At 63.8% G+C, this 18,904-nt stretch carries 18 protein-coding genes and 3 tRNA genes; 5 read left to right on the forward strand and 16 right to left on the reverse strand.

Features of this window, described 5'->3' with window-relative positions; genetic code table 11:
* The first annotated feature begins 114 nt into the window (after positions 1 to 114).
* Together DW355_RS16740 and DW355_RS16745 are read left to right on the forward strand one after the other, a co-directional pair.
* Positions 115 to 717 (forward strand): TRAP transporter small permease subunit, encoded by a 603-nt coding sequence (locus DW355_RS16740; protein ID WP_131281783.1) that lies wholly within the window; start codon positions 115 to 117, stop codon positions 715 to 717.
* Positions 718 to 736: 19 nt separating this feature from the next.
* Entirely contained in the window at positions 737 to 2,488 is a 1,752-nt protein-coding gene (locus DW355_RS16745; RefSeq protein ID WP_131281785.1) for a TRAP transporter large permease, read from the forward strand.
* 204 nt (positions 2,489 to 2,692) lie between these two features.
* Here DW355_RS16745 and DW355_RS16750 read toward each other — a convergent pair whose 3' ends face one another.
* The 5 genes from DW355_RS16750 to DW355_RS16770 all read right to left on the reverse strand — a co-directional run bounded on the left by DW355_RS16750 (position 2,693) and on the right by DW355_RS16770 (position 8,416).
* Positions 2,693 to 3,778: a TRAP transporter substrate-binding protein gene (locus DW355_RS16750; protein ID WP_131281787.1), complete on the reverse strand. Its 1,086-nt coding sequence runs from the start codon at positions 3,776 to 3,778 to the stop codon at positions 2,693 to 2,695.
* Positions 3,779 to 4,036: 258 nt separating this feature from the next.
* On the reverse strand, positions 4,037 to 5,122 hold the full coding sequence (locus tag DW355_RS16755) for a TRAP transporter substrate-binding protein (protein WP_131281789.1): 1,086 nt from the start codon (positions 5,120 to 5,122) through the stop codon (positions 4,037 to 4,039).
* Between the two features lie 164 nt (positions 5,123 to 5,286).
* Entirely contained in the window at positions 5,287 to 7,200 is a 1,914-nt protein-coding gene (gene dxs / locus DW355_RS16760) for a 1-deoxy-D-xylulose-5-phosphate synthase (protein WP_131281790.1), read from the reverse strand.
* 17 nt (positions 7,201 to 7,217) lie between these two features.
* Positions 7,218 to 8,171 carry a polyprenyl synthetase family protein gene (locus DW355_RS16765; RefSeq protein WP_131281791.1) on the reverse strand — a complete coding sequence of 318 codons (954 nt, stop codon included), beginning with the start codon at positions 8,169 to 8,171 and terminating at the stop codon, positions 7,218 to 7,220.
* Positions 8,156 to 8,416, reverse strand: a complete 261-nt coding sequence (locus DW355_RS16770) for an exodeoxyribonuclease VII small subunit (protein WP_131282839.1) — start codon at positions 8,414 to 8,416, stop codon at positions 8,156 to 8,158. The genes DW355_RS16765 and DW355_RS16770 overlap by 16 nt, the downstream gene beginning before the upstream one ends.
* A 312-nt stretch (positions 8,417 to 8,728) precedes the next feature.
* Between DW355_RS16770 and DW355_RS16775 the strand changes: the two genes are divergently transcribed.
* From DW355_RS16775 to DW355_RS16785, 3 genes are all read left to right on the forward strand, one after another.
* On the forward strand, positions 8,729 to 9,877 hold the full coding sequence (locus DW355_RS16775; protein WP_131281793.1) for an aromatic ring-hydroxylating oxygenase subunit alpha: 1,149 nt from the start codon (positions 8,729 to 8,731) through the stop codon (positions 9,875 to 9,877).
* Between the two features lie 153 nt (positions 9,878 to 10,030).
* Positions 10,031 to 10,930 carry a DMT family transporter gene (locus tag DW355_RS16780; RefSeq protein WP_131281794.1) on the forward strand — a complete coding sequence of 300 codons (900 nt, stop codon included), beginning with the start codon at positions 10,031 to 10,033 and terminating at the stop codon, positions 10,928 to 10,930.
* A 27-nt stretch (positions 10,931 to 10,957) separates the two neighbouring features.
* Positions 10,958 to 11,863 carry a sulfurtransferase gene (locus DW355_RS16785; protein WP_131281795.1) on the forward strand — a complete coding sequence of 302 codons (906 nt, stop codon included), beginning with the start codon at positions 10,958 to 10,960 and terminating at the stop codon, positions 11,861 to 11,863.
* A gap of 57 nt (positions 11,864 to 11,920) precedes the next feature.
* On the opposite strand, the gene DW355_RS16790 is transcribed toward DW355_RS16785, so the two are convergent.
* From DW355_RS16790 to gltX, 11 genes are all read right to left on the reverse strand, one after another.
* Positions 11,921 to 12,235: a hypothetical protein gene (locus tag DW355_RS16790; protein ID WP_131281797.1), complete on the reverse strand. Its 315-nt coding sequence runs from the start codon at positions 12,233 to 12,235 to the stop codon at positions 11,921 to 11,923.
* Between the two features lie 22 nt (positions 12,236 to 12,257).
* Positions 12,258 to 13,136 carry a ZIP family metal transporter gene (locus tag DW355_RS16795; RefSeq protein ID WP_131281799.1) on the reverse strand — a complete coding sequence of 293 codons (879 nt, stop codon included), beginning with the start codon at positions 13,134 to 13,136 and terminating at the stop codon, positions 12,258 to 12,260.
* Between the two features lie 67 nt (positions 13,137 to 13,203).
* On the reverse strand, positions 13,204 to 14,115 hold the full coding sequence (locus DW355_RS16800; protein WP_131281801.1) for a dienelactone hydrolase family protein: 912 nt from the start codon (positions 14,113 to 14,115) through the stop codon (positions 13,204 to 13,206).
* Between the two features lie 202 nt (positions 14,116 to 14,317).
* Entirely contained in the window at positions 14,318 to 14,527 is a 210-nt protein-coding gene (locus DW355_RS16805; protein WP_131281803.1) for a hypothetical protein, read from the reverse strand.
* A 235-nt stretch (positions 14,528 to 14,762) separates the two neighbouring features.
* Entirely contained in the window at positions 14,763 to 15,044 is a 282-nt protein-coding gene (locus DW355_RS16810) for a DUF3297 family protein (RefSeq protein ID WP_207388037.1), read from the reverse strand.
* Positions 15,032 to 16,132, reverse strand: a complete 1,101-nt coding sequence (locus DW355_RS16815; protein ID WP_242671233.1) for an LLM class flavin-dependent oxidoreductase — start codon at positions 16,130 to 16,132, stop codon at positions 15,032 to 15,034. The genes DW355_RS16810 and DW355_RS16815 overlap by 13 nt, the downstream gene beginning before the upstream one ends.
* 68 nt (positions 16,133 to 16,200) lie before the next feature.
* Positions 16,201 to 16,917: a lytic transglycosylase domain-containing protein gene (locus DW355_RS16820; protein WP_131281807.1), complete on the reverse strand. Its 717-nt coding sequence runs from the start codon at positions 16,915 to 16,917 to the stop codon at positions 16,201 to 16,203.
* 79 nt (positions 16,918 to 16,996) lie between these two features.
* Positions 16,997 to 17,073 (reverse strand) — tRNA-Asp (locus DW355_RS16825).
* Positions 17,074 to 17,140: 67 nt separating this feature from the next.
* A tRNA-Glu gene (locus tag DW355_RS16830) sits at positions 17,141 to 17,216 on the reverse strand.
* Between the two features lie 79 nt (positions 17,217 to 17,295).
* A tRNA-Ala gene (locus tag DW355_RS16835) sits at positions 17,296 to 17,371 on the reverse strand.
* Positions 17,372 to 17,476: 105 nt separating this feature from the next.
* Positions 17,477 to 18,904: a glutamate--tRNA ligase gene (gene gltX, locus DW355_RS16840; RefSeq protein WP_131281809.1), complete on the reverse strand. Its 1,428-nt coding sequence runs from the start codon at positions 18,902 to 18,904 to the stop codon at positions 17,477 to 17,479.

An 18,904-nucleotide genomic window follows, 5' to 3' on the forward strand; every position in this document is an offset into this window, starting at 1 on the left:
CCGAACAATCCGTCTCGTAGAATGGCCGGTTTGCCCGCAGGATCGTTCTCTCTTCATGAAAGAGCCAGAAATGATCCCAGCGGTTTTCAGTGACCCCTCACAGTGGGATTTCCCATGCAGCAACTCCTGAAATTCTCCAGACTGGTGGACAGGCTGACGAGCAAGCTCGGCAGCCTGGTCATCTGGCTGATTCTGGGTTCGACGCTGATCAGCGCGGCCAATGCCATCGTGCGCAAGACGTTTGACACCAGTTCCAACGCCTTCCTCGAAATCCAGTGGTACCTGTTCTCCGCCTCCTTTCTCCTGGCGGCTGGCTACACCCTGCTCAATGGCGAGCACGTGAAGATCGACCTGATCTACAACCGCTGGTCCACGCGCGCGCGGATGTGGGTCGACGTGTTCGGCTTCTCCGTCTTCCTGACCCCCGTCTGTCTCGTGGTGCTGTACTTCAGCCTGCCCTTCTTCTGGCAGGCCTTCCAGTCGGGCGAAGTGTCGGGCAACGCCGGCGGACTGATCCGCTGGCCGGTGTACCTGATGCTGCCCCTGGGCTTCACCCTGCTGCTACTGCAAGGCTGGTCGGAGCTGATCAAGCGCGTCGCCTTTCTGAAGGGGTTGATCGAGGACCCAACGGTCAAGAAGCACGAGAAGACGGCCGAGGAAGAGCTGGCCGAAGCCATCCGTCAGCGTGAGGCCGAAGCGGCCGCCGCCAAGAACTGAAGCGCGAAAGACAGTCATCATGGAATTCATCGCAACCAACATGGCCCCGATCATGTTCGCGGGCCTGATCGCCTTCCTGCTGGTCGGCTTTCCGCTGGCCTTCAGCCTGGGCGCCTGCGGCCTGTTCTTCGGCTTCATCGGCATCGAGATGGGCATCCTGCCCGAGGCGCTGATGCAGGCGCTGCCGCTGCGCATCTTTGGCATCATGCAGAACGACACGCTGCTGGCCATCCCCTTCTTCACACTGATGGGTCTGATCCTCGAACGCTCTGGCATGGCGGAAGACCTGCTGGACACCATCGGCCAGGTCTTCGGCCCGGTGCGCGGTGGCCTGGCTTTCGCAGTCATCCTGGTCGGCGCGCTGCTGGCAGCCACGACCGGCGTGGTGGCGGCCTCTGTGATCTCGATGGGTCTGATCTCGCTGCCCATCATGCTGCGCTACGGTTACGACCGTCGCATCGCTTCAGGCACCATCGTGGCCTCGGGCACGCTGGCGCAGATCATCCCGCCGTCGCTGGTGCTCATCGTGCTGGCCGATCAGCTGGGCCGCAGCGTGGGCGACATGTACAAGGGTGCCTTCGTTCCCGGCTTCATGCTGGTGGGCTTCTACGTGCTGCTGATCGTCTTCTTGGCCATCTTCAAGCCCAAGATGGTGCCTGCCCTGCCACCCGAGGCCCGCACCTTTCGCGAGCCCAATGGCAACAGCGGCTACCTGTCCTTGCTGCTGCTGACCATCGCCTCGACCACCATCGCCCTGATCTTCGCTGATCACTACACCACCGTGCACAGTTGGTGGAAGGGCGAAGTGGTCGAGCATGTCGCCAAGGACGAAACCATCGTGGTCTCGCTCGGCGCCGGTGTGGCGCTGGCTTTCGTGCTGGCCCTGATCAACAAGGTAACGCGTCTGGGTCTGCTGTCCCGGCTGGCCGAGCGCGTGACTTTCGTCCTGGTGCCGCCGCTGCTTCTGATCTTCCTGGTGCTGGGCACTGTGTTCCTGGGCGTGGCCACGCCGACCGAAGGCGGGGCCATGGGTGCGATGGGCGCGCTCATCCTGGCCCTGGTCCGCCGCCGCCTGTCGCTGCACTTGCTCAAGCAGGCCTTGAACGCCACGACCAAGCTGTCCTGTTTCGTGCTCTTCATCCTGATCGGCGCCACCATGTTCAGCCTGACTTTTCAGGGCGTGGACGGTCCGCGCTGGGTGGAACACCTGTTGTCCGGCCTACCGGGCGGCACGCTGGGCTTCCTGATCGTGGTCAACCTGATGGTCTTTTTCCTGGCCTTCTTCCTGGACTACTTCGAACTGGCCTTCATCGTCGTGCCCCTGGTGGCCCCGGTGGCGGACAAGCTGGGCATTGACCTGGTCTGGTTCGGCGTGCTGCTTGCGGTGAACATGCAGACCAGCTTCATGCACCCGCCCTTCGGTTTCGCGCTGTTCTACCTGCGCAGCGTCGCGCCCGACAAGGAATACACCGACAAGGTGACGAAGAAGCGCATCGCGCCGGTCACGACGGGCCAGATCATCATGGGCGCCCTGCCCTTCGTGGGCATCCAGCTCTTGATGATCGGCCTCATCATCGCCTTCCCCGGGATCATCTCGCGCGACAAGCCTCTGGTTCTGGACTTGGAGCACGTCGAGATCAACATCCCGAACGCCGATTTCGGTGGCGCGGGTGGCGACCCGCTCAACCCGGACGCAAACCCTGGTTCGGATCCTCAATTCGAAACGCCGAACTTCAACGACGATGCACCGCTGGAGGTCCCCAAGGACTGAGTCAGCCCCGATGCGTCCACTTGTCGCACAGGTGTGACCGATCCGGGACCGGAGGACGCCGCAAGGCGTCCTTTTTTTTGCACTCTCACCACCCACTGCAAGTGGCAATGTCGAGGCGCGTCACGCGCATACAAAAAAGCCCCGCCGGCATGCCGGCGGGGCTTGGACCTGAACGCTGGAAACTGGCCGTTCAGACCCTGTCCATCAGAAGCCCTTGATGCTTTGCATGAAGCCGTCGAAGCGCGCTTCGTTCACGCGGAACCAGAACAGCTGGTCACGCTGGAACTTGCGGTAGTCGTCGTAGATCTTCTTCCACTGCGGGTTCTTCTTGTCCAGCTCCGCGTAGACCTCCATCGAGGCCTTGTACGAGGCTTGCAGCACGCTGGTCGGGAAGGGCAGCACCTTCACGCCTGAGCCGGCGATCTGCTTGAGCGCCGTCGGGTTGAAGGCGTCGTACTTGGCCTGCATGTCCACGTGGGCATAGGCCGAAGCAGCATCGATCATGGCTTTGTATTCGGCCGGCAGGGCTTCGTAGGCCTTGTTGTTGACGAAGAAGTCAACTTCCGGACCACCTTCCCACCAGCCAGGGTAGTGATAGAACGGAGCGACCTTGCCCAGGCCCAGCTTCTGGTCATCGTACGGACCCACCCACTCGGCGGCGTCGATGGTGCCTTTTTCCAGCGCCTGGTAAATCTCGCCACCGGGAATGTTCTGCGGCACGCCACCCATGCGCTCGATCACACGGCCCGCGAAACCGCCCACGCGGAACTTCAGGCCCTTGATGTCGGCCGGGCTCTTGATTTCCTTGCGGTACCAGCCGCCCATCTGCGCCCCGGTATTGCCACCCGCGAAACTGACCAGGTTGTAGCCCGCATAGAACTCGTTCATGAGCTTGCGACCGTTGCCGTGGTACATCCAGGCCGTCATCTGACGGCTGTTCATGCCAAACGGAATGGCCGCGCCGATGGCGAAGGCTTCGTTCTTGCCGAAGAAGTAATACGGCACGGTATGGCACATCTCCACAGTGCCGTTGCCCACGCCGTCCACCACGCCGAAGGCGGGCATCAATTCACCGGCAGCGTGCACCGAGATCTCGAAGCGGCCACCCGACAGTTCCTTGACCTTGTTGGCAAACACTTCGCCACCACCGTAGATGGTGTCCAAGGCTTTCGGAAAGCTGGAGGCCAGGCGCCAGCGGATGGCGGGGGTCTGCGCCTGCACGGCCGGGGCCACACCCGCGGCCAGCACGCCGGCGATGCCAGCGTTTTTGATGAGAGAACGACGATCCATGCATGTCTCCTTGGAAGCAAAACCAAAAAATGGATAACCCGAAAAGGTTGCGGGATTCTATCGGCGCAAGGTGCGCGCACCAGCGACCATGTGCTAGATCGGCATTGGGGCTTACCCGTGCAGGACAGGCTCGCCCCGCACCAAAACCGGACATCCAGGGCCCGTGCGCAGGTCACCCAGAAAAAATGCCCCGCAAGCCAGGCCTGCGGGGCATTTTTTCAACCTGGGTGGCGGATCACGCCACGCGGGTCACGCGGATCAGAAGCCCTTGATGCTTTGCATGAAGCCGTCGAAGCGCGCTTCGTTCACGCGGAACCAGAACAGCTGGTCGCGCTGGAACTTGCGGTAGTCGTCGTAGATCTTCTTCCACTGCGGGTTCTTCTTGTCCAGCTCCGCGTAGACCTCCATCGCCGCCTTGTACGAGGCTTGCAGCACGCTGGTCGGGAAGGGCAGCACCTTCACGCCTGAGCCGGCGATCTGCTTGAGCGCCGTCGGGTTGAAGGCGTCGTACTTGGCCTGCATGTCCACGTGGGCATAAGCCGAAGCAGCATCGATCATGGCTTTGTATTCGGCCGGCAGGGCTTCGTAGGCCTTGTTGTTGACATAGAAGCTGACCTCAAGGCCGCCTTCCCACCAGCCAGGGTAGTGGTAGAACGGAGCGACCTTGCCCAGGCCCAGCTTCTGATCGTCATAGGGACCAATCCACTCGGCGGCGTCGATGGTGCCTTTTTCCAGCGCCTGGTAGATCTCGCCACCGGGGATGTTCTGCGGCACGCCACCCATGCGCTCGATCACACGGCCCGCGAAACCGCCCACGCGGAACTTCAGGCCCTTGATGTCGGCCGGGCTCTTGATTTCCTTGCGGTACCAGCCGCCCATCTGCGCCCCGGTATTGCCACCCTGGAAGCTCACGATGTTGTAAGCGGCGTAGAACTCGTTCATGAGCTTGCGGCCGTTGCCATGGTTCATCCAGGCCGTCATCTGGCGGCTGTTCATGCCGAAGGGGATGGCACCGCCGATGGCGAAGGCTTCGTTCTTACCGAAGAAGTAATAAGGCGCGGTGTGCGCAATTTCGGTCGTGCCGTTCTGCACGCCATCCACCACGCCCAGGGCGGGCATCAACTCACCGGCCGCGTGCACCGAGATTTCGAAGCGACCACCCGACATGTCCTTGATCTTGCGGGCAAACACTTCGGCGCCACCGTAGATGGTGTCCAGGGCTTTCGGAAAGCTGGAGGCCAGGCGCCAGCGGATGGCGGGGGTCTGTGCCTGCACGGCCGGGGCCACGCCCGCGGCCAGCACACCGGCGATGCCGGCGTTTTTGATGAGAGAACGACGATCCATTCAAAGATTCCCAGAGAGATGACACAAAAGAGCGTCGATTTTATAAGTGCCGCTCTCTCTGGTGCGCCGCTGTGCGTCGTGTCACCACCCGCGCAAGGGGCTTGGATATCGACATGCGTGGCTCGCCGGGACCGTGCGGCGGCGCACGCATGCGCATGGCTGCGTCAGCGCGCCACGACCTTCAGGGCTGGCTTCTGCGCCGCGACGGTGGTCAGCTCGGGATAGCGCGCCAGGATGGCGGCTTCGATGCCCGCCGCATCCAGGCCCTGCAGGGCCAGCAACTTGACGGGGTCACCATGCTCGATGAAGCGGTCCGGCAGACCCAGTTGCAGCACGGGCAGATGCACGCCCGCGGCCTGCAGGGCTTCGCTCACGGCGCTGCCCGCGCCCCCCATGACCACGCCCTCCTCCACCGTCACCAGAGCTTCGTGCCGCGCGGCCACTAGCAGCAGCAGTTCGGTGTCCAGTGGTTTGGCCCAGCGCATGTTCACCACGGTGGCGTCAAGTTTTTCGGCCACCTCCAGCGCCGGATACAGCAGGGTGCCAAACGCGAGGATGGCGATGCCCTGCTTGTTGTCGCCCGCGCGCCAGCGACGCACCTCACCCTTGCCATAGGGCAAAGGCTCCAGACCAGTCAAGGGCGAGACACCCGCGCCAGCGCCACGCGGGTAACGAACGGCCACCGGATGGTTCTGTGCGTAGGCGGTGCTCAGCAACTGGCGACATTCACGCTCGTCGGCCGGACAAGCCATGGCCATGTTCGGAATGCAGCGCAGGAAAGGAATATCGAACGCGCCTGCGTGAGTGGCACCGTCCGCACCCACCAGGCCCGCGCGGTCCAGGGCGAACACCACGGGCAGGTTCTGCAGCGCCACGTCGTGAATGAGCTGGTCGTAACCTCGCTGCAGGAAGGTACTGTAGATCGCCACCACGGGCTTGAGCCCTTCGCAGGCCATGCCGGCGGCGAGCGTGACGGCGTGCTGCTCGGCGATGCCCACGTCGTAATAACGACCCGGGAAACGCTGATGGAACTCCACCATGCCCGAGCCCTCGCGCATGGCCGGCGTGATGCCAACCAGGCGCATGTCCCGCTCGGCCATGTCGCACAACCAATGGCCGAAGACCTGGGTGAAGGTCTGCTTAGGTGGCGTGGCGGGCTTGACCAAGCCGACCGCCGGATCGAATTTTCCGGGGCCGTGGTAGGCCACGGGGTCGGCCTCGGCCAGCTTGTAGCCCTGGCCTTTTTTCGTCACCACGTGCAGGAACTGCGGCCCCTTGAGCTGTTTGATGTTTTCCAGCGTCGGAATCAGCGAATCCAGATCGTGGCCATCAATGGGGCCGATGTAGTTGAAGCCGAATTTCTCGAACAAGGTCGCGGGCACGACCATGCCTTTGGCTTGCTCCTCCAGTCGCTTGGCCAGCTCGAACAGCGGTGGCGCGGCCTTCAGCACGCTCTTGCCCACCTGCTTGGCGGCCGCGTAGAAGCCTCCGCTCATCAGTTGCGCGAGGTAACGATTGAGCGCGCCCACGGGCGGGCTGATGCTCATGTCGTTGTCATTGAGGATGACCAGCAGGCGACAGTCCTCCACGCCACCGTGGTTCAGGGCCTCGAAGGCCATGCCCGCCGTCATCGCGCCGTCGCCGATCACGGCGATGGCGTGGCGGTCCTCGCCCTTCTGTCGCGCGGCCAGCGCCATGCCCAGGGCGGCGGAGATCGAGGTGCTGCTGTGCGCGGTGCCGAAGACGTCATACGCGCTTTCGCTGCGCAGCGGAAAACCGCTGATACCCCCCAACTGGCGCAAGGAGCCCATGCGCTCGCGCCGTCCAGTCAGGATCTTGTGCGGATAGGTCTGATGCCCCACGTCCCACACCAGCCGGTCGTGCGGGGTGTTGAAGACGTAATGCAGGGCGACGGTGAGCTCCACCGTGCCGAGGTTGGAACTCAGATGGCCGCCGGTCTTGGAGACACTCTCCAACACAAAGGCACGCAACTCGTCGGCCAGGGGTTTGAGTTGCGGTCGGGACAGCTGGCGCAGGTCCGACGGGTCGTTGATGGTGTGCAGCAGGGAATGGCTCATGTCCGATACCTCGACTCTCAATGCGCGCGTTCCACCACGAGATCGGCCAGGGCACGCAGGGCCCGGGTCTCGTCCAGGTCGCCCGCCGATGCAGGGCTCAGCGCCTCGAAACGCGTCAGCGCAGCCAGGGCATGCGCATGCAGTTCACGCGCATGGGCCTGGGCACGCGCCAGTCCCAGCAGGGACACATAAGTGGGCTTGTCCTGGACCGCGTCCTTGCCCGCCGTCTTGCCCAGCGTGGCGCTGTCGGCCGTCACGTCCAGGATATCGTCGACGACCTGAAAGGCCAGACCGATGGCCGCGCCGTAATCACTCAGCGCCATCTGTTGGGCGTCCGTGGCGGTGCCACAGGCCGCGCCCATCAGAACGCTGGCCTGCAGCAGCGCACCGGTCTTCAGACGGTGCATCTGCCGCAGCCGCGCTTCGTCCAGCTTGACGCCCACGCTGGCCAGGTCGATCGCCTGTCCCCCCGCCATGCCCGAACTGCCGGCAGCGCGAGCCAGCAGGCGGCACAAGCGGGCCTGCATGCTGTCCGGGACAGTGGCCTCGTCGGCGGGGGTGAGCAGCTCGAAAGCCAAGGCCTGCAGGGCATCGCCCGCCAGCAAGGCCTGGGCCTCGCCGAATTTCACATGCACCGTGGGCTTGCCCCGACGCAACACGTCGTTGTCCATGCAGGGCATGTCGTCGTGGACCAGCGAGTAAGCGTGGATCAGTTCGGTCGCGCAGGCCGCGCGCAAGGCCGCCGCCGGGTCGCCGCGCACCGCCTCGCAGGCGGCCAGCACCAGCAGCGGACGCAGGCGCTTGCCGCCATCCAGCACGGCATAACGCATGGCCTCGCCCAGCCCCACGTCAGGGTGCCCGGGCGCGTCGGCGCCGACCCAAGCCTCCAGCGCGCGTTCAACACGCGCGAGTCGCTCGTCCATCCACGGGCGCAGGTTCCACTCGGCCAGGGGTTTCACTCGGGTGTCCATGTCTTGAGCATGCCGTCGTCGAGCACCTTGATTTGCGACTCCACGGCGTCGAGCCGGCCACGGCACAACTGCAGCAGCTCCGCGCCGCGCTGGTAGGCGGCGAGCAATTGTTCCAGTGGCAGCTCGCCCGATTCCAACCGGATCACCAGTTGCTCGAGCTCACGCATCGCTTCGTCGTAGGTGGCCGGCAAAGCGGCAACGCCGGACTCGGAAGCGGCGGAGGAGGGGGAAGGTGCCTTCGGCATGGAAACGTTCTGGACAAAAGGATCGGGCATTTTAGGCCTTGCGGCGCGCGGGGGCGGGCCAGCGCGAGGCCTTCAAGCGCACGATGTGCAAAGCCCTTGTGCCCTGCTGCGAGATAAAGCTTGTCCGTCACGACCCCGGGGGTACAATCGCGCCTCTTTTTTCGCCTTGGCTCGCGGCGGCTTGCTCCGGCTTCTCAATCGAGGCCCGGAAAGGCCGATTCCCTGCGGGTCATTCCCTTTTTCTCACGCTCCCGAGCGTGCCAACCTCCAGTACCTTCCACCCAGAAGGGGGGAGCTTTAGGTCAGGACACCATGTCTGATTTAAGCCTTCGACTGCAGCAGGCGCACAGCCAGTTACCCGTCACAAGCTATTTCGACGAGGCGCTTTTCCAGCGTGAGATGACAGAGCTCTTCGGTCGTGGCCCACGTTACGTGGGCCACGCTGCCAGCGTGCCCGAAGTGGGCGACTACCATGTGCTGGCCCATGAAGGCAATGGCCGTGTCCTGGTGCGCCAGCGTGATGGTTCCATCACCCTGCAATCGAATGTCTGCCGGCACCGGCAGGCCGTGATGCTGCAGGGCCGGGGCAATCTCCAGAACGAAGGCAAGGGCCATGCGGGAGGCAACATCGTCTGCCCCTTGCACCGCTGGACCTATTCGGGCAGCGGCCAGTTGATCGGCGCGCCCCATTTCGCCGAGGACCCCTGCCTGCACCTGAGCCAATACCGGCTGCAGGAGTGGAATGGCCTGCTGTTCGAGGACGGGCTGGTCAGCAACCCCGCCAGCGGAGGCCGGGACATCACCGCCGATCTCGCGGGCATGGGCCCGCGCACGGAATTGGACTTCAGTGGCTACACGCTGGACCGCGTGGAAATGCACGAATGCAATTACAACTGGAAGACCTTCATCGAGGTCTATCTGGAGGACTACCACGTCGGCCCCTTCCATCCGGGCCTGGGCCGCTTCGTGACCTGCGACGACCTGCAGTGGGAGTTCAAGGAGCACTACTCCGTGCAGACCGTCGGCGTGTCCGATGCCTTCGAACGGCCGGGGTCGCCCACCTACCAGCGCTGGCACGAGGCGTTGCTGAAGTACCGCGACGGACTCAAGCCCGAGCGCGGCGCGATCTGGCTGACCTACTACCCGCACATCATGGTGGAGTGGTACCCCCACGTGCTGACGGTCTCGACCCTGCACCCCCTCAGCGTCGACAAAACCCTGAACAAGGTGGAGTTCTACTACCCCGAGGAAATCACCGCCTTCGAGCGCGAATTCGTCGAGGCCCAGCAGGCCGCCTACATGGAAACCTGCGTCGAGGACGACGAAATCGCCGAACGCATGGACGCCGGCCGCAAGGCCCTGATGCAGCGCGGAGAGAACGAGGTCGGCCCCTACCAAAGCCCCATGGAAGACGGCATGCAGCACTTCCACGAGTGGTACCGCAGGCAACTGGGCGTGTAAGGCGGCAAAAGCACGCGCCGCATGCGAGAGCCCGTGGATTGGCACCACGGACTCTCGCTGTAGCGGATCAACGGCCCGGCGTCTGAGCGACCAAGGAATTCCGGGTGTAATAGAGGCTTCTCAACTCTGCGGTGCCACCGGGGCCGCTTTCCTATGCAAGCCCTCTGGATGGTTCTGGGCGCCTTCTTCTTCGCCACCATGGGCGTGGCCGTGAAGTACGCGTCAACCTCGTTCAACATCTTTGAACTGGTCTTCTACCGCAGCGTCATCAGCATGGTCTTCCTCGGCCTGGTGCTGCACAGGCAAGGCGTCAGGCTGGTGACCCCCGTGCCAGGCATGCATGTCTGGCGCAGCCTCGTCGGCGGCTTCTCGATGATCGCCTGGTTCTACGCCATCGCCCACCTGCCCCTGGCCACGGCGATGACGTTGAACTACATGAGCAGCATCTGGGTCGCCGCCTTCCTCATCGGTGGCGCGCTGCTGACGACCTTCAGCCTCACGCAGGCACAGCGCCAGGGCCCCATGCTGTTCATCGTGCTGCTGGGTTTCGCGGGTGTGATCCTGGTTCTGCGCCCCACCATCGACCACGACCAGTTGCTGGCCGGTCTGATCGGCCTGCTTTCCGGCATTGGCGGCGCCCTGGCCTACATGCAGGTCACGGCGCTGGGCAAGGTCGGCGAGCCAGAAGGACGCACGGTGTTCTACTTCGCGGCCGGCACCTTCGTCATGGGGCTGATTGGCTGCGCCATCGTCGGTTTCACGCCCTGGTCGCAGGTGAGCTGGCAAGCCGCGTCCTGGCTGGTGCCCATCGGCATCCTGGCCTCCCTGGGCCAGTGGTGCATGACGCGCGCCTACAGCCGCGGCCACACACTCACGGTCGCCAGCCTGCAGTACTCCGGCATCGTGTTCGCGTCGCTCTACAGCCTGCTGCTGTTCGGCGACGAACTCCCGCTGTCGGGCTGGATGGGCATCGTGCTCATCCTCGCCACCGGCGTGGTCGCCATCCTGCTGCGCGAGCGCACCGTGCCGAACACGCCCGCCGAAGATCACTGAAAAATCCACGTCTCCCCCACGCCCGCCATGCCCTACACAACGCTGATTTCCGCTACTGAACTTCAAAGCCTGCTGCGCGAACGCAAGCCCGTGATGATCTTTGATTGCAGCTTCGACCTGGCGCAGCCTACGGAAGGCGACGCACAATTCGAGCGATTGCGCATCGCCGGCGCGGTACGTGCCGACTTGGACCGGCACCTGAGCGCCAAGGACGCAGCCCAGACCCATGGGGTCGGCAAGACGCCGCCGATGGCAGCTTCGGGCGGCCGCCATCCACTGCCCCAGCGCGAGGTCTTTGCGGACTGGCTGAGCCGCATCGGCTTTCACAGTGGCATGCAAGCCGTGGTGTATGACCGCCAGAGTTCAAGCTTTTGCGTGCGCCTGTGGTGGATGCTCAAGTGGATCGGGCACGAGGCCGTGGCCGTGCTGGATGGGGGTCTGCCCGCCTGGCAGGCGATCCAGGGCCCCGTGGCCAGCGGCCCCGCACCAACACCACCAGTGGCGTCTGGCACCCCGCCCTTCCAGCCTGGCAAGCTCCTGGCACGCTTGGTCACCGTGGACGAGGTGCGCGCCAACCTCAACCAATCGAGCCTGCAGACCGTGGTGGACGCCCGTGCCCCGGCCCGCTTTCGCGGCGAGGTGGAGCCCCTCGACCCGGTGGCCGGTCACATTCCGGGCGCGCTCAACCGGCCCTACAGTGACAACTTTGGCCCGGACGGCAGATTCAAGACACCGGCGCAGTTGCGCTCGGAATTTGACGCCCTGTTAGGCGGTCGCCATCCGGCCTCGGTGGTGCACCAGTGCGGTAGCGGTGTGACCGCGACCCCCAACCTGCTGGCCATGGAACTGGCCGGCCTGGGTCGCGCCGCGCTGTTCGCTGGCAGTTGGAGCGAATGGTGCAGTGACCCGTCGCGCCCCGTCGCCAAGGGCTAGCCCTCCCGCGAAGCACCCCGCAGGCGGAACCGCTCCGGCCTGAACCGGCCTGCCGCCTTAGCGTCCTAGCCGGTCCGATGGTGACGCGTCCACTTCGCGTGAATTCACATCAATGACCTCGGCGCCACCCGGCGCGCCGGGCCGGGCCTGAGCGCGCCGGAAGAACTGCGCCTGCGTCTGGCGCAGGATGGTGAAGGCCAGGGGTTGCACGGGACGGCCCAGCAGACGGGCGACCAGTGCATACAGACCCCAGCCCACGAGCATGAGCACGCTCAGCGCCAGCACCAAGACCATCACCAGCAAGCCGATCAGCAGCAGGCCCAGGCGCAGGAAAAAACCCAAGACGGAGAAAAACAGGCGTTCGAAACTCATGGCGGTGAATATGGATGTGTCCTCAGTGGGCGTGGGCAACGGTACTGGTCAGCATGACCAGACCGATACCCACCAGCAGCCAGGCGATCTGGGCCAGGGTGGCGGACAGGCTCAGCCGTTTTTGCAGCTGCGGGATCAGATCGGCCAAGGCCACATAGATGAAGCTGCTGGAAGCAATCACAAGGAAGTACGGTAGATAGTCGTGCAACCAGTCCACCAGGCACCAACCCAGCACGCCGCCCAAGGCGGTGATGGCCCCGGCCAGTGACACCTTGAGCAAGGCGGCACGGCGGGTACCGCTGGCGGCACGCAGCACGACCAGATCGCCCATGTGGTGAGGCACCTCGTGCGCGAGCACGGCCACCGCGGCGATCACGCCCAGGCGCAAATCGGCCATGAACGCGGAAGCGATCAGGATGCCGTCGCCGAAACAGTGCACGCTGTCCCCTGCCAGCACGGTCCAGCCACCGGACATCCGGTTGTGCGGGTCATGGGCGTGGTCATGGTGATCGTGCGCATGGACATGCCCCGGATGCGCATGTGCGTGCTTTTCCCCATCGGCATCGGCGCCCAGATGGTGTTCATGGCCGTGATGCCAGAGCTCGGCCTTGTCGAGCAGGAAAAAGAACACGACACCAGCCAGCAGGATGATGAACAGGGTGTCTGTCCCGATCCCGTGGACCAGGGCATTCTGGGCTGGCACCGCCAGCCGCAGATGCGCGGCGCTTTCGAACGCCTCGGGCAGCAGATGCAGAAAAGCGGCCCCCAGCAAGGCTCCCGCGGCCAGACTGAGCATGTGCTGGGTGTAGCGCACGAGGCTGGAACTCAGCGCAGCGGCCAGCCAGACACTGCCAATGCCGGCGGCCACTGTGCCAAGAAGAATCGCGAAAAATGTCGTCATATCCGGGATTGTCCCAGACCTGTCAAGCCCCGACGACTCCGCCGGCGGGCGGCCACTCGCCTCAGCCTCAGACCACGCCGTTCAACTTGAACCAGGCGAGGGCGCGCTTCCAGCCGTCCTCGGCGGCTTCCTTGCGGTAGCTGGGCCGGTAGTCGGCATGGAAGGCATGCGGTGCGTCCTTGTAGACCACGAACTGCGAAGCCTTGGCGTTGGTGTTGCCGGCCCCCAGCGCCTGCTTCATCTGGGCGATGCTCTCCTGGGGGATGCCGGTGTCGGCTTCACCATACAGGCCGAGCACGGGGCCGTTCAATTGCCCGGCCACGTCGACCGGCTGTTTCGGCGTCAGGTCGCTGGGCGCGCCCACGAGTCGGCCATACCAGGCAACGCCAGCCTTCACGGCCGGGTTGTGCGCGGTGTACAGCCAGACCTGCCGGCCACCCCAGCAGAAACCTGTGACCCCCACGCGCTTGAGGTCACCGCCATTCGCACCGGCCCAGGCCAGCGTCGCATCCAGATCGGATTGGACCTGCGCATCAGGCACCTTGGCAATGACCTCGCTCATGAGCTTGCCGATCTCGGTGTAACTCTTGGCATCCCCCTGACGGACGAACAGCTCGGGTGCGATGGCCAGATACCCCGCGTGCGCGAAGCGTCGGGCCACATCGGCGATGTGCTCGTGCACGCCAAAGATCTCGGACAGCACCAGCACGACGGGCAATCCCGTCTTGCCGGCGGGTTGCGCCCGGTAGGCCGGCAATTTGAAGCCGCCCTGCGCGGAGATGGTCACCTCCCCCGCCGTCAGTCCGGCGGATGACGTGGTGATCGCCGTCTGCGCCATGATGGGCAACACCGAGGCGGCGTAACCCACCCCGAGAGCGGTCTTGATGACCGTGCGCCGGCTCGCACCGGACTGGCCAGGTGGGTCGGTGGGCACCGATAAGAGGGACTTGAATTCGCTGTCCAGATCGGTGTTGAGCATGGAAACCTCCTGCGAATGAGTGGTACGGGGCAGTCAGTGTAGGGCCCGTCCAAACCCTTGAGAGCCGGAGGGCCAGTGTCATGACGCATGCATTCCCCATCGGGCATCATGACCCCCCAAGAAAAAGCCCGCCACCGTTGCCGGAGGGCGGGCTTTTTTCAGAAGCGTTCTTCAGGATCTTCTCAAATCCTGCGGCGGCTGTTCACTTGGCCGGAGCAGCGTCAGTCTTTTTCTCGGTCTTCTTTTCGGTTTTCTTTTCGGTCTTCTTCTCAACCTTCTTTTCCTTCTTCGCAGCCGGCTTGGCTTCAGCCTTGGCCGGAGCTGCTGCAGGAGCAGCAGCCGGGGCCGGAGCTTGGGCAAACACGGAGGCGGCGAAGAGACCGGCGATCAGCGTGGCGAGCAGTTTGGACATTTTGGCCATTTCAGTTTCTCCTGGGAGTTGACTCACTAAACAACAAGACTCACATCTCCGATTTCTATCGATTTCGTGATGCGGAACGAAAGTTACCGAGCTTTTATGAAGTGCAGGTAAAGGCGGCGCAGCGGCGCGGTAAAACCTTACAAATTACCAGAGTTTTATCCACGATATGAAAACCGCCTGATGAGGTTGTAAACGGGCCTGTCACGGAGGATGTACGGGGGAAACCCTAGCGATAAAAGGGTTCAACCTGGCCCTTGAGCTTGAGCATCAGGGGCTGACCCTTGCGGTCCAGCGTCTTGCCTGCGGGCACCTTGATCCAGCCTTCGCTGACGCAGTACTCCTCGACATCGTGGCGTTCCTTGCCGTTGAAGCGTATGCCCACGTCGTGTTCGAACACAGCCGCCACATGGTGCGGGCTGCGGACATCGATGGACAGATGATCCGGCAATTCAGGGCGATTGGCCTGTGATCCGGCCTGGGATTCAGTATTGGCGTTCATGCCCGCCATTGTCCGTCAGCAGCCAAGGCCGCTTCGTCCATGGGCAAGGCCTGCATGGCCGCCGCCGTCAATTCCAGCGAGCGCAGACGCAATTCGGGTTCGTACACATCCGACACCATGATGAACTCATCGGCCTGGGTGAGTCGTGCCAATTGCGCCAGGCCCTCACGCAAGGTCTGAGGTCCGCCGATCACGGCCACGCCCAGAAAGTCGGCGATGGCGGCACGCTCCTGCGGATGCAGGCTGTCCATGTAGTGCTCGACCGGACGGGGCAGCAAACCCCGCTTGCCCGTCACGATGCCCAGCACGCGCTGGAAGGTGCTGCTGGCCAGGTAGTCGGCTTCATCGTCGCTGGGCGCGGCCACCACCGGCACGCCAATGGCGACATACGGGCGGCTCAGCACCGCCGAGGGCCGGAACAGGCTGCGGTAAAGCTCCAGCGCCTGCAGGAGATAACGCGGCGCGAAGTGGGACGCGAAGGCGTAGGGCAAGCCCAGCTCAGCGGCGAGGCGCGCGGAAAACAAGCTGGAGCCCAGCAACCAGATGGGGATGTTGGTACCCGCGCCCGGGGTGGCCGTCAGGCGCTGGCCGGGCTGGGCCGGGCCCAGCAGCCGTTGCAGTTCGGCCACGTCCTGCGGAAAATCTTCCTCGCGTTCCACACGATCACGCCGCAGCGCGCGCATGGTCATCGGGTCAGTGCCGGGCGCGCGACCGAGGCCGAGGTCAATGCGGTCCGGGTACAACTCGGCCAGCGTGCCGAAGGCCTCGGCCACCGTGAGCGGTGCATGGTTGGGCAACATGACCCCACCCGAGCCAACGCGAATGTGCCGGGTGGCACTTGCGATGTGGCCGATCAGCACCGCCGTGGCCGAACTTGCGATGCCCGGCATATTGTGGTGCTCGGCCAGCCAATAGCGGGTGTAGCCCAGGGCTTCGACGTGCTGTGCGGTACGCACGGCCAAGTCCAGCGCTTGGCGCACCGTGCCGCCTTCGCGCACGGCCACCAGGTCCAGCAAGGAATAGCGAGGCAGGCGCGACGCGACGCCCGATGTGTCGGTTGCGCCAGCCGGCGCGGAATGCTGTTGCAAGGTATCCATGGCCGAAGATTGTCAGCCATGCCCTTTTTCTGCGCAGGAACCGGACGAACAACCCTGCCCCGAGCAGTTCATCCCCGCCAGTCGAGTTGCGCCGCGCGGCGATAGCGGTACAAGAGCACCCGCACGCGCTGCACGTAGGCGCGCGTCTCGTCATAAGGCGGTACGCCAGCATAGGCGTGAACGGCCTGCGGCCCGGCGTTGTAGGCGGCCGCCGCCAGGTTCACGTCGTTGCGAAAACGCGCGAGCATCTCGGCCAGGTAACGCGCACCCCCATCGATGCTTTGTCGCGGATCGTGCGGTTGGCGCACGCCCAACGCGCGCGCCGTGGCGGGCATCAGCTGCATCAGGCCACGCGCGCCCTTGGGGGAACGCGCATCGGCCTTGAAGCCGGATTCGGCGTGGATCACCGCGCGCACCAAGGCCGGATCCAGGCCGTAACGGCGCGCCGCCGCGTTGATTTCCTTGGCGTATTCACGTTGGTACAAGGGCGTGGTGCGCCAATCCAAGCGCTCCGCGCGCAACGGTGCATCACAAGCCTCGCAGGCAAACCGCTGCATCGTGTGGGGATTGCGGCTGGGAACACTGCCAGGAAAGACCGCCACGCCGCCTTCGGTATAGCCATAGACCTTGATCAGGACCGGCGCAGCCGCCAAGCGATTTTCCGCGCTGGCGGACTGGGCATGGGAGGACAGCGGCGCCATCGCCAGCAGCCCGACACCGAGCGCCGACATCAACCATTGGGGCTGGACGGGCAGGGCGCGAAGCATGATGACGAGCAAGGGCATGGTGATCTGAACAGAGATCAGGCTGACCAGGGACAAAAGAAAAGGGCTTGCCGCTGGTGAGCGGCAAGCCCTTGTATCTTGGCGGAGTGGACGGGACTCGAACCCGCGACCCCCGGCGTGACAGGCCGGTATTCTAACCAACTGAACTACCACTCCGCGTTGGTGTGACTTTCGCCCATCGTGCTTGATTACTCTTGCACAACAGACCAAGCGCCACAAAACTTGGCGACCCTACGGGGATTCGAACCCCGGTACTCACCGTGAAAGGGTGATGTCCTAGGCCTCTAGACGATAGGGTCAAAACCTTGGACTTTGAAACTCCCCTCCGCATCTTGCGATGCCTCAAGGAACTTCTTAACCATCTCGCGACGCTTCAGATGGTGGAGGTAAGCGGGATCGAACCGCTGACCTCTTGCATGCCATGCAAGCGCTCTCCCAGCTGAGCTATACCCCCGCTTGTTGCTTTTGATGTCTGCCCCATGAACGTTGCCATTCACCTGACCTTCATCGTTTTCAGCAACCGCCGAAGCGTCGTGAGCCTCGCATTATAGGGGATAAATTACGCCTTCCGCAAACGGGCCAAAACTTTTTCGCGTGGGAGCAGTGCCAGCACAGCATCGAGCGACGGCGTCTGCGGCGTGCCCAGCACCAGCACGCGCACCGGCATGGCCAGTTGCGGCATTTTCAGGCCCTGATCCTTGTTCTGGGCCAGCACGTCCTTGATGGCAGCCGCGATGGTCGTCTTGTCCCAGTTCGTCAGAGCCTGCAACTGGTCCGCCAACTGCGACAACGCGGGACGGATCGTCTCGGGCAAGTGCTGCGTCCGGTCTTCCGGCCGGATCTCCAGCGCATCGCCATAGAATTTTTCAGCCCAGTCCGCCAACGCCACTGTGGTTTCGCAGCGATCCTTGAACAGGCCGCAAATGCCGGTCAGACGACTGTCCACCGCAACGCCACGCTTGCGGAGTTGCTCCGCCACCAAGACGGCCAGCGCATCATCCGCCATCGCCTTCAAGTGCTGGGCGTTGACCCAGCGCAGCTTGGCTTCGTCGAACTGCGCGGCGCTGCGACCCAGGTGGTCGAGGTTGAACCACTCCAGAAACTGCGCGCGGCTGAAGATTTCGTCGTCGCCGTGGCTCCAGCCCAGGCGCGCGAGGTAGTTCACCATGGCATCGGGCAGATAGCCTTCGTCACGGTATTGCGTGACGGGCTTGGCGCCATGGCGCTTGGACATTTTTTCGACGTGCTTCTCGCCTTGCTCGTCAACGACTTCCGTCAGCACCGTGGGCAGGTGGGCGTAGATCGGTGGCTCCTTGCCGAAGGCGCGGAAGATATTGATTTGCCGTGGCGTGTTGTTGACGTGATCGTCACCCCGGATGACATGGGTGATGGCCATGTCGATGTCATCGACCACGACGCAGAAATTGTAGGTGGGCGTACCGTCGGGTCGCGCGATGACCAGATCGTCCAGTTCATCGTTGCTGATCTCGATGCGGCCTTTCACCTTGTCGTCCCAGACCACCGAACCACTCAGGGGGTTCTTGAAACGCAGCACCGGCTGCACCCCCACGGGCACGGGCGGGAGGGTCTTGCCCGGCTCGGGTCGCCAGGTGCCGTCGTAACGCGGCTTCTGCTTGGCCGCCATCTGGCGCTCGCGCAACGCGTCGAGTTCTTCCACGCTCATGTAGCAGGGGTAGACATGGCCCGCGGCCTGCAACTCGGCCAGCACCTGCTTGTAGCGGTCCATGCGCTGCATCTGGTAGAACGGCCCTTCATCGTGGTCCAGGCCCAGCCACTGCATGCCTTCGATGATGACGTCCACGGCGGCCTGCGAGGAGCGCTCTAGATCCGTGTCCTCAATGCGCAAGATGAAGGTACCCTGGTTCGCGCGCGCGAAGGCCCAGGGGTAGAGGGCGGAACGGATGTTGCCAAGGTGGATGAAGCCGGTCGGGGACGGGGCGAAACGGGTTCTGATTTTTGTCGTCAT

It is taken from the genome of Hylemonella gracilis (genome assembly GCF_004328645.1).
GTDB classification, from domain to species: Bacteria; Pseudomonadota; Gammaproteobacteria; order Burkholderiales; family Burkholderiaceae_C; genus Hylemonella; species Hylemonella gracilis_B.

Coding starts and splice junctions, on each gene's coding strand:
- DW355_RS16750 (WP_131281787.1), bottom strand. CDS start 3,778: ATGGATCGTCGTTCTCTCATCAAAAACGCTGGCATCGCCGGCGTGCTG.
- DW355_RS16820 (WP_131281807.1), bottom strand. CDS start 16,917: ATGCCCTTGCTCGTCATCATGCTTCGCGCCCTGCCCGTCCAGCCCCAA.
- DW355_RS16745 (WP_131281785.1), top strand. CDS start 737: ATGGAATTCATCGCAACCAACATGGCCCCGATCATGTTCGCGGGCCTG.
- DW355_RS16790 (WP_131281797.1), bottom strand. CDS start 12,235: ATGAGTTTCGAACGCCTGTTTTTCTCCGTCTTGGGTTTTTTCCTGCGC.
- DW355_RS16740 (WP_131281783.1), top strand. CDS start 115: ATGCAGCAACTCCTGAAATTCTCCAGACTGGTGGACAGGCTGACGAGC.
- DW355_RS16780 (WP_131281794.1), top strand. CDS start 10,031: ATGCAAGCCCTCTGGATGGTTCTGGGCGCCTTCTTCTTCGCCACCATG.
- DW355_RS16800 (WP_131281801.1), bottom strand. CDS start 14,115: ATGCTCAACACCGATCTGGACAGCGAATTCAAGTCCCTCTTATCGGTG.
- DW355_RS16765 (WP_131281791.1), bottom strand. CDS start 8,171: ATGGACACCCGAGTGAAACCCCTGGCCGAGTGGAACCTGCGCCCGTGG.
- DW355_RS16770 (WP_131282839.1), bottom strand. CDS start 8,416: ATGCCGAAGGCACCTTCCCCCTCCTCCGCCGCTTCCGAGTCCGGCGTT.
- DW355_RS16810 (WP_207388037.1), bottom strand. CDS start 15,044: ATGGCGGGCATGAACGCCAATACTGAATCCCAGGCCGGATCACAGGCC.
- DW355_RS16795 (WP_131281799.1), bottom strand. CDS start 13,136: ATGACGACATTTTTCGCGATTCTTCTTGGCACAGTGGCCGCCGGCATT.
- DW355_RS16815 (WP_242671233.1), bottom strand. CDS start 16,132: ATGGATACCTTGCAACAGCATTCCGCGCCGGCTGGCGCAACCGACACA.
- DW355_RS16785 (WP_131281795.1), top strand. CDS start 10,958: ATGCCCTACACAACGCTGATTTCCGCTACTGAACTTCAAAGCCTGCTG.
- DW355_RS16805 (WP_131281803.1), bottom strand. CDS start 14,527: ATGTCCAAACTGCTCGCCACGCTGATCGCCGGTCTCTTCGCCGCCTCC.
- DW355_RS16755 (WP_131281789.1), bottom strand. CDS start 5,122: ATGGATCGTCGTTCTCTCATCAAAAACGCCGGCATCGCCGGTGTGCTG.
- DW355_RS16775 (WP_131281793.1), top strand. CDS start 8,729: ATGTCTGATTTAAGCCTTCGACTGCAGCAGGCGCACAGCCAGTTACCC.
- gltX (WP_131281809.1), bottom strand. CDS start 18,904: ATGACGACAAAAATCAGAACCCGTTTCGCCCCGTCCCCGACCGGCTTC.
- dxs (WP_131281790.1), bottom strand. CDS start 7,200: ATGAGCCATTCCCTGCTGCACACCATCAACGACCCGTCGGACCTGCGC.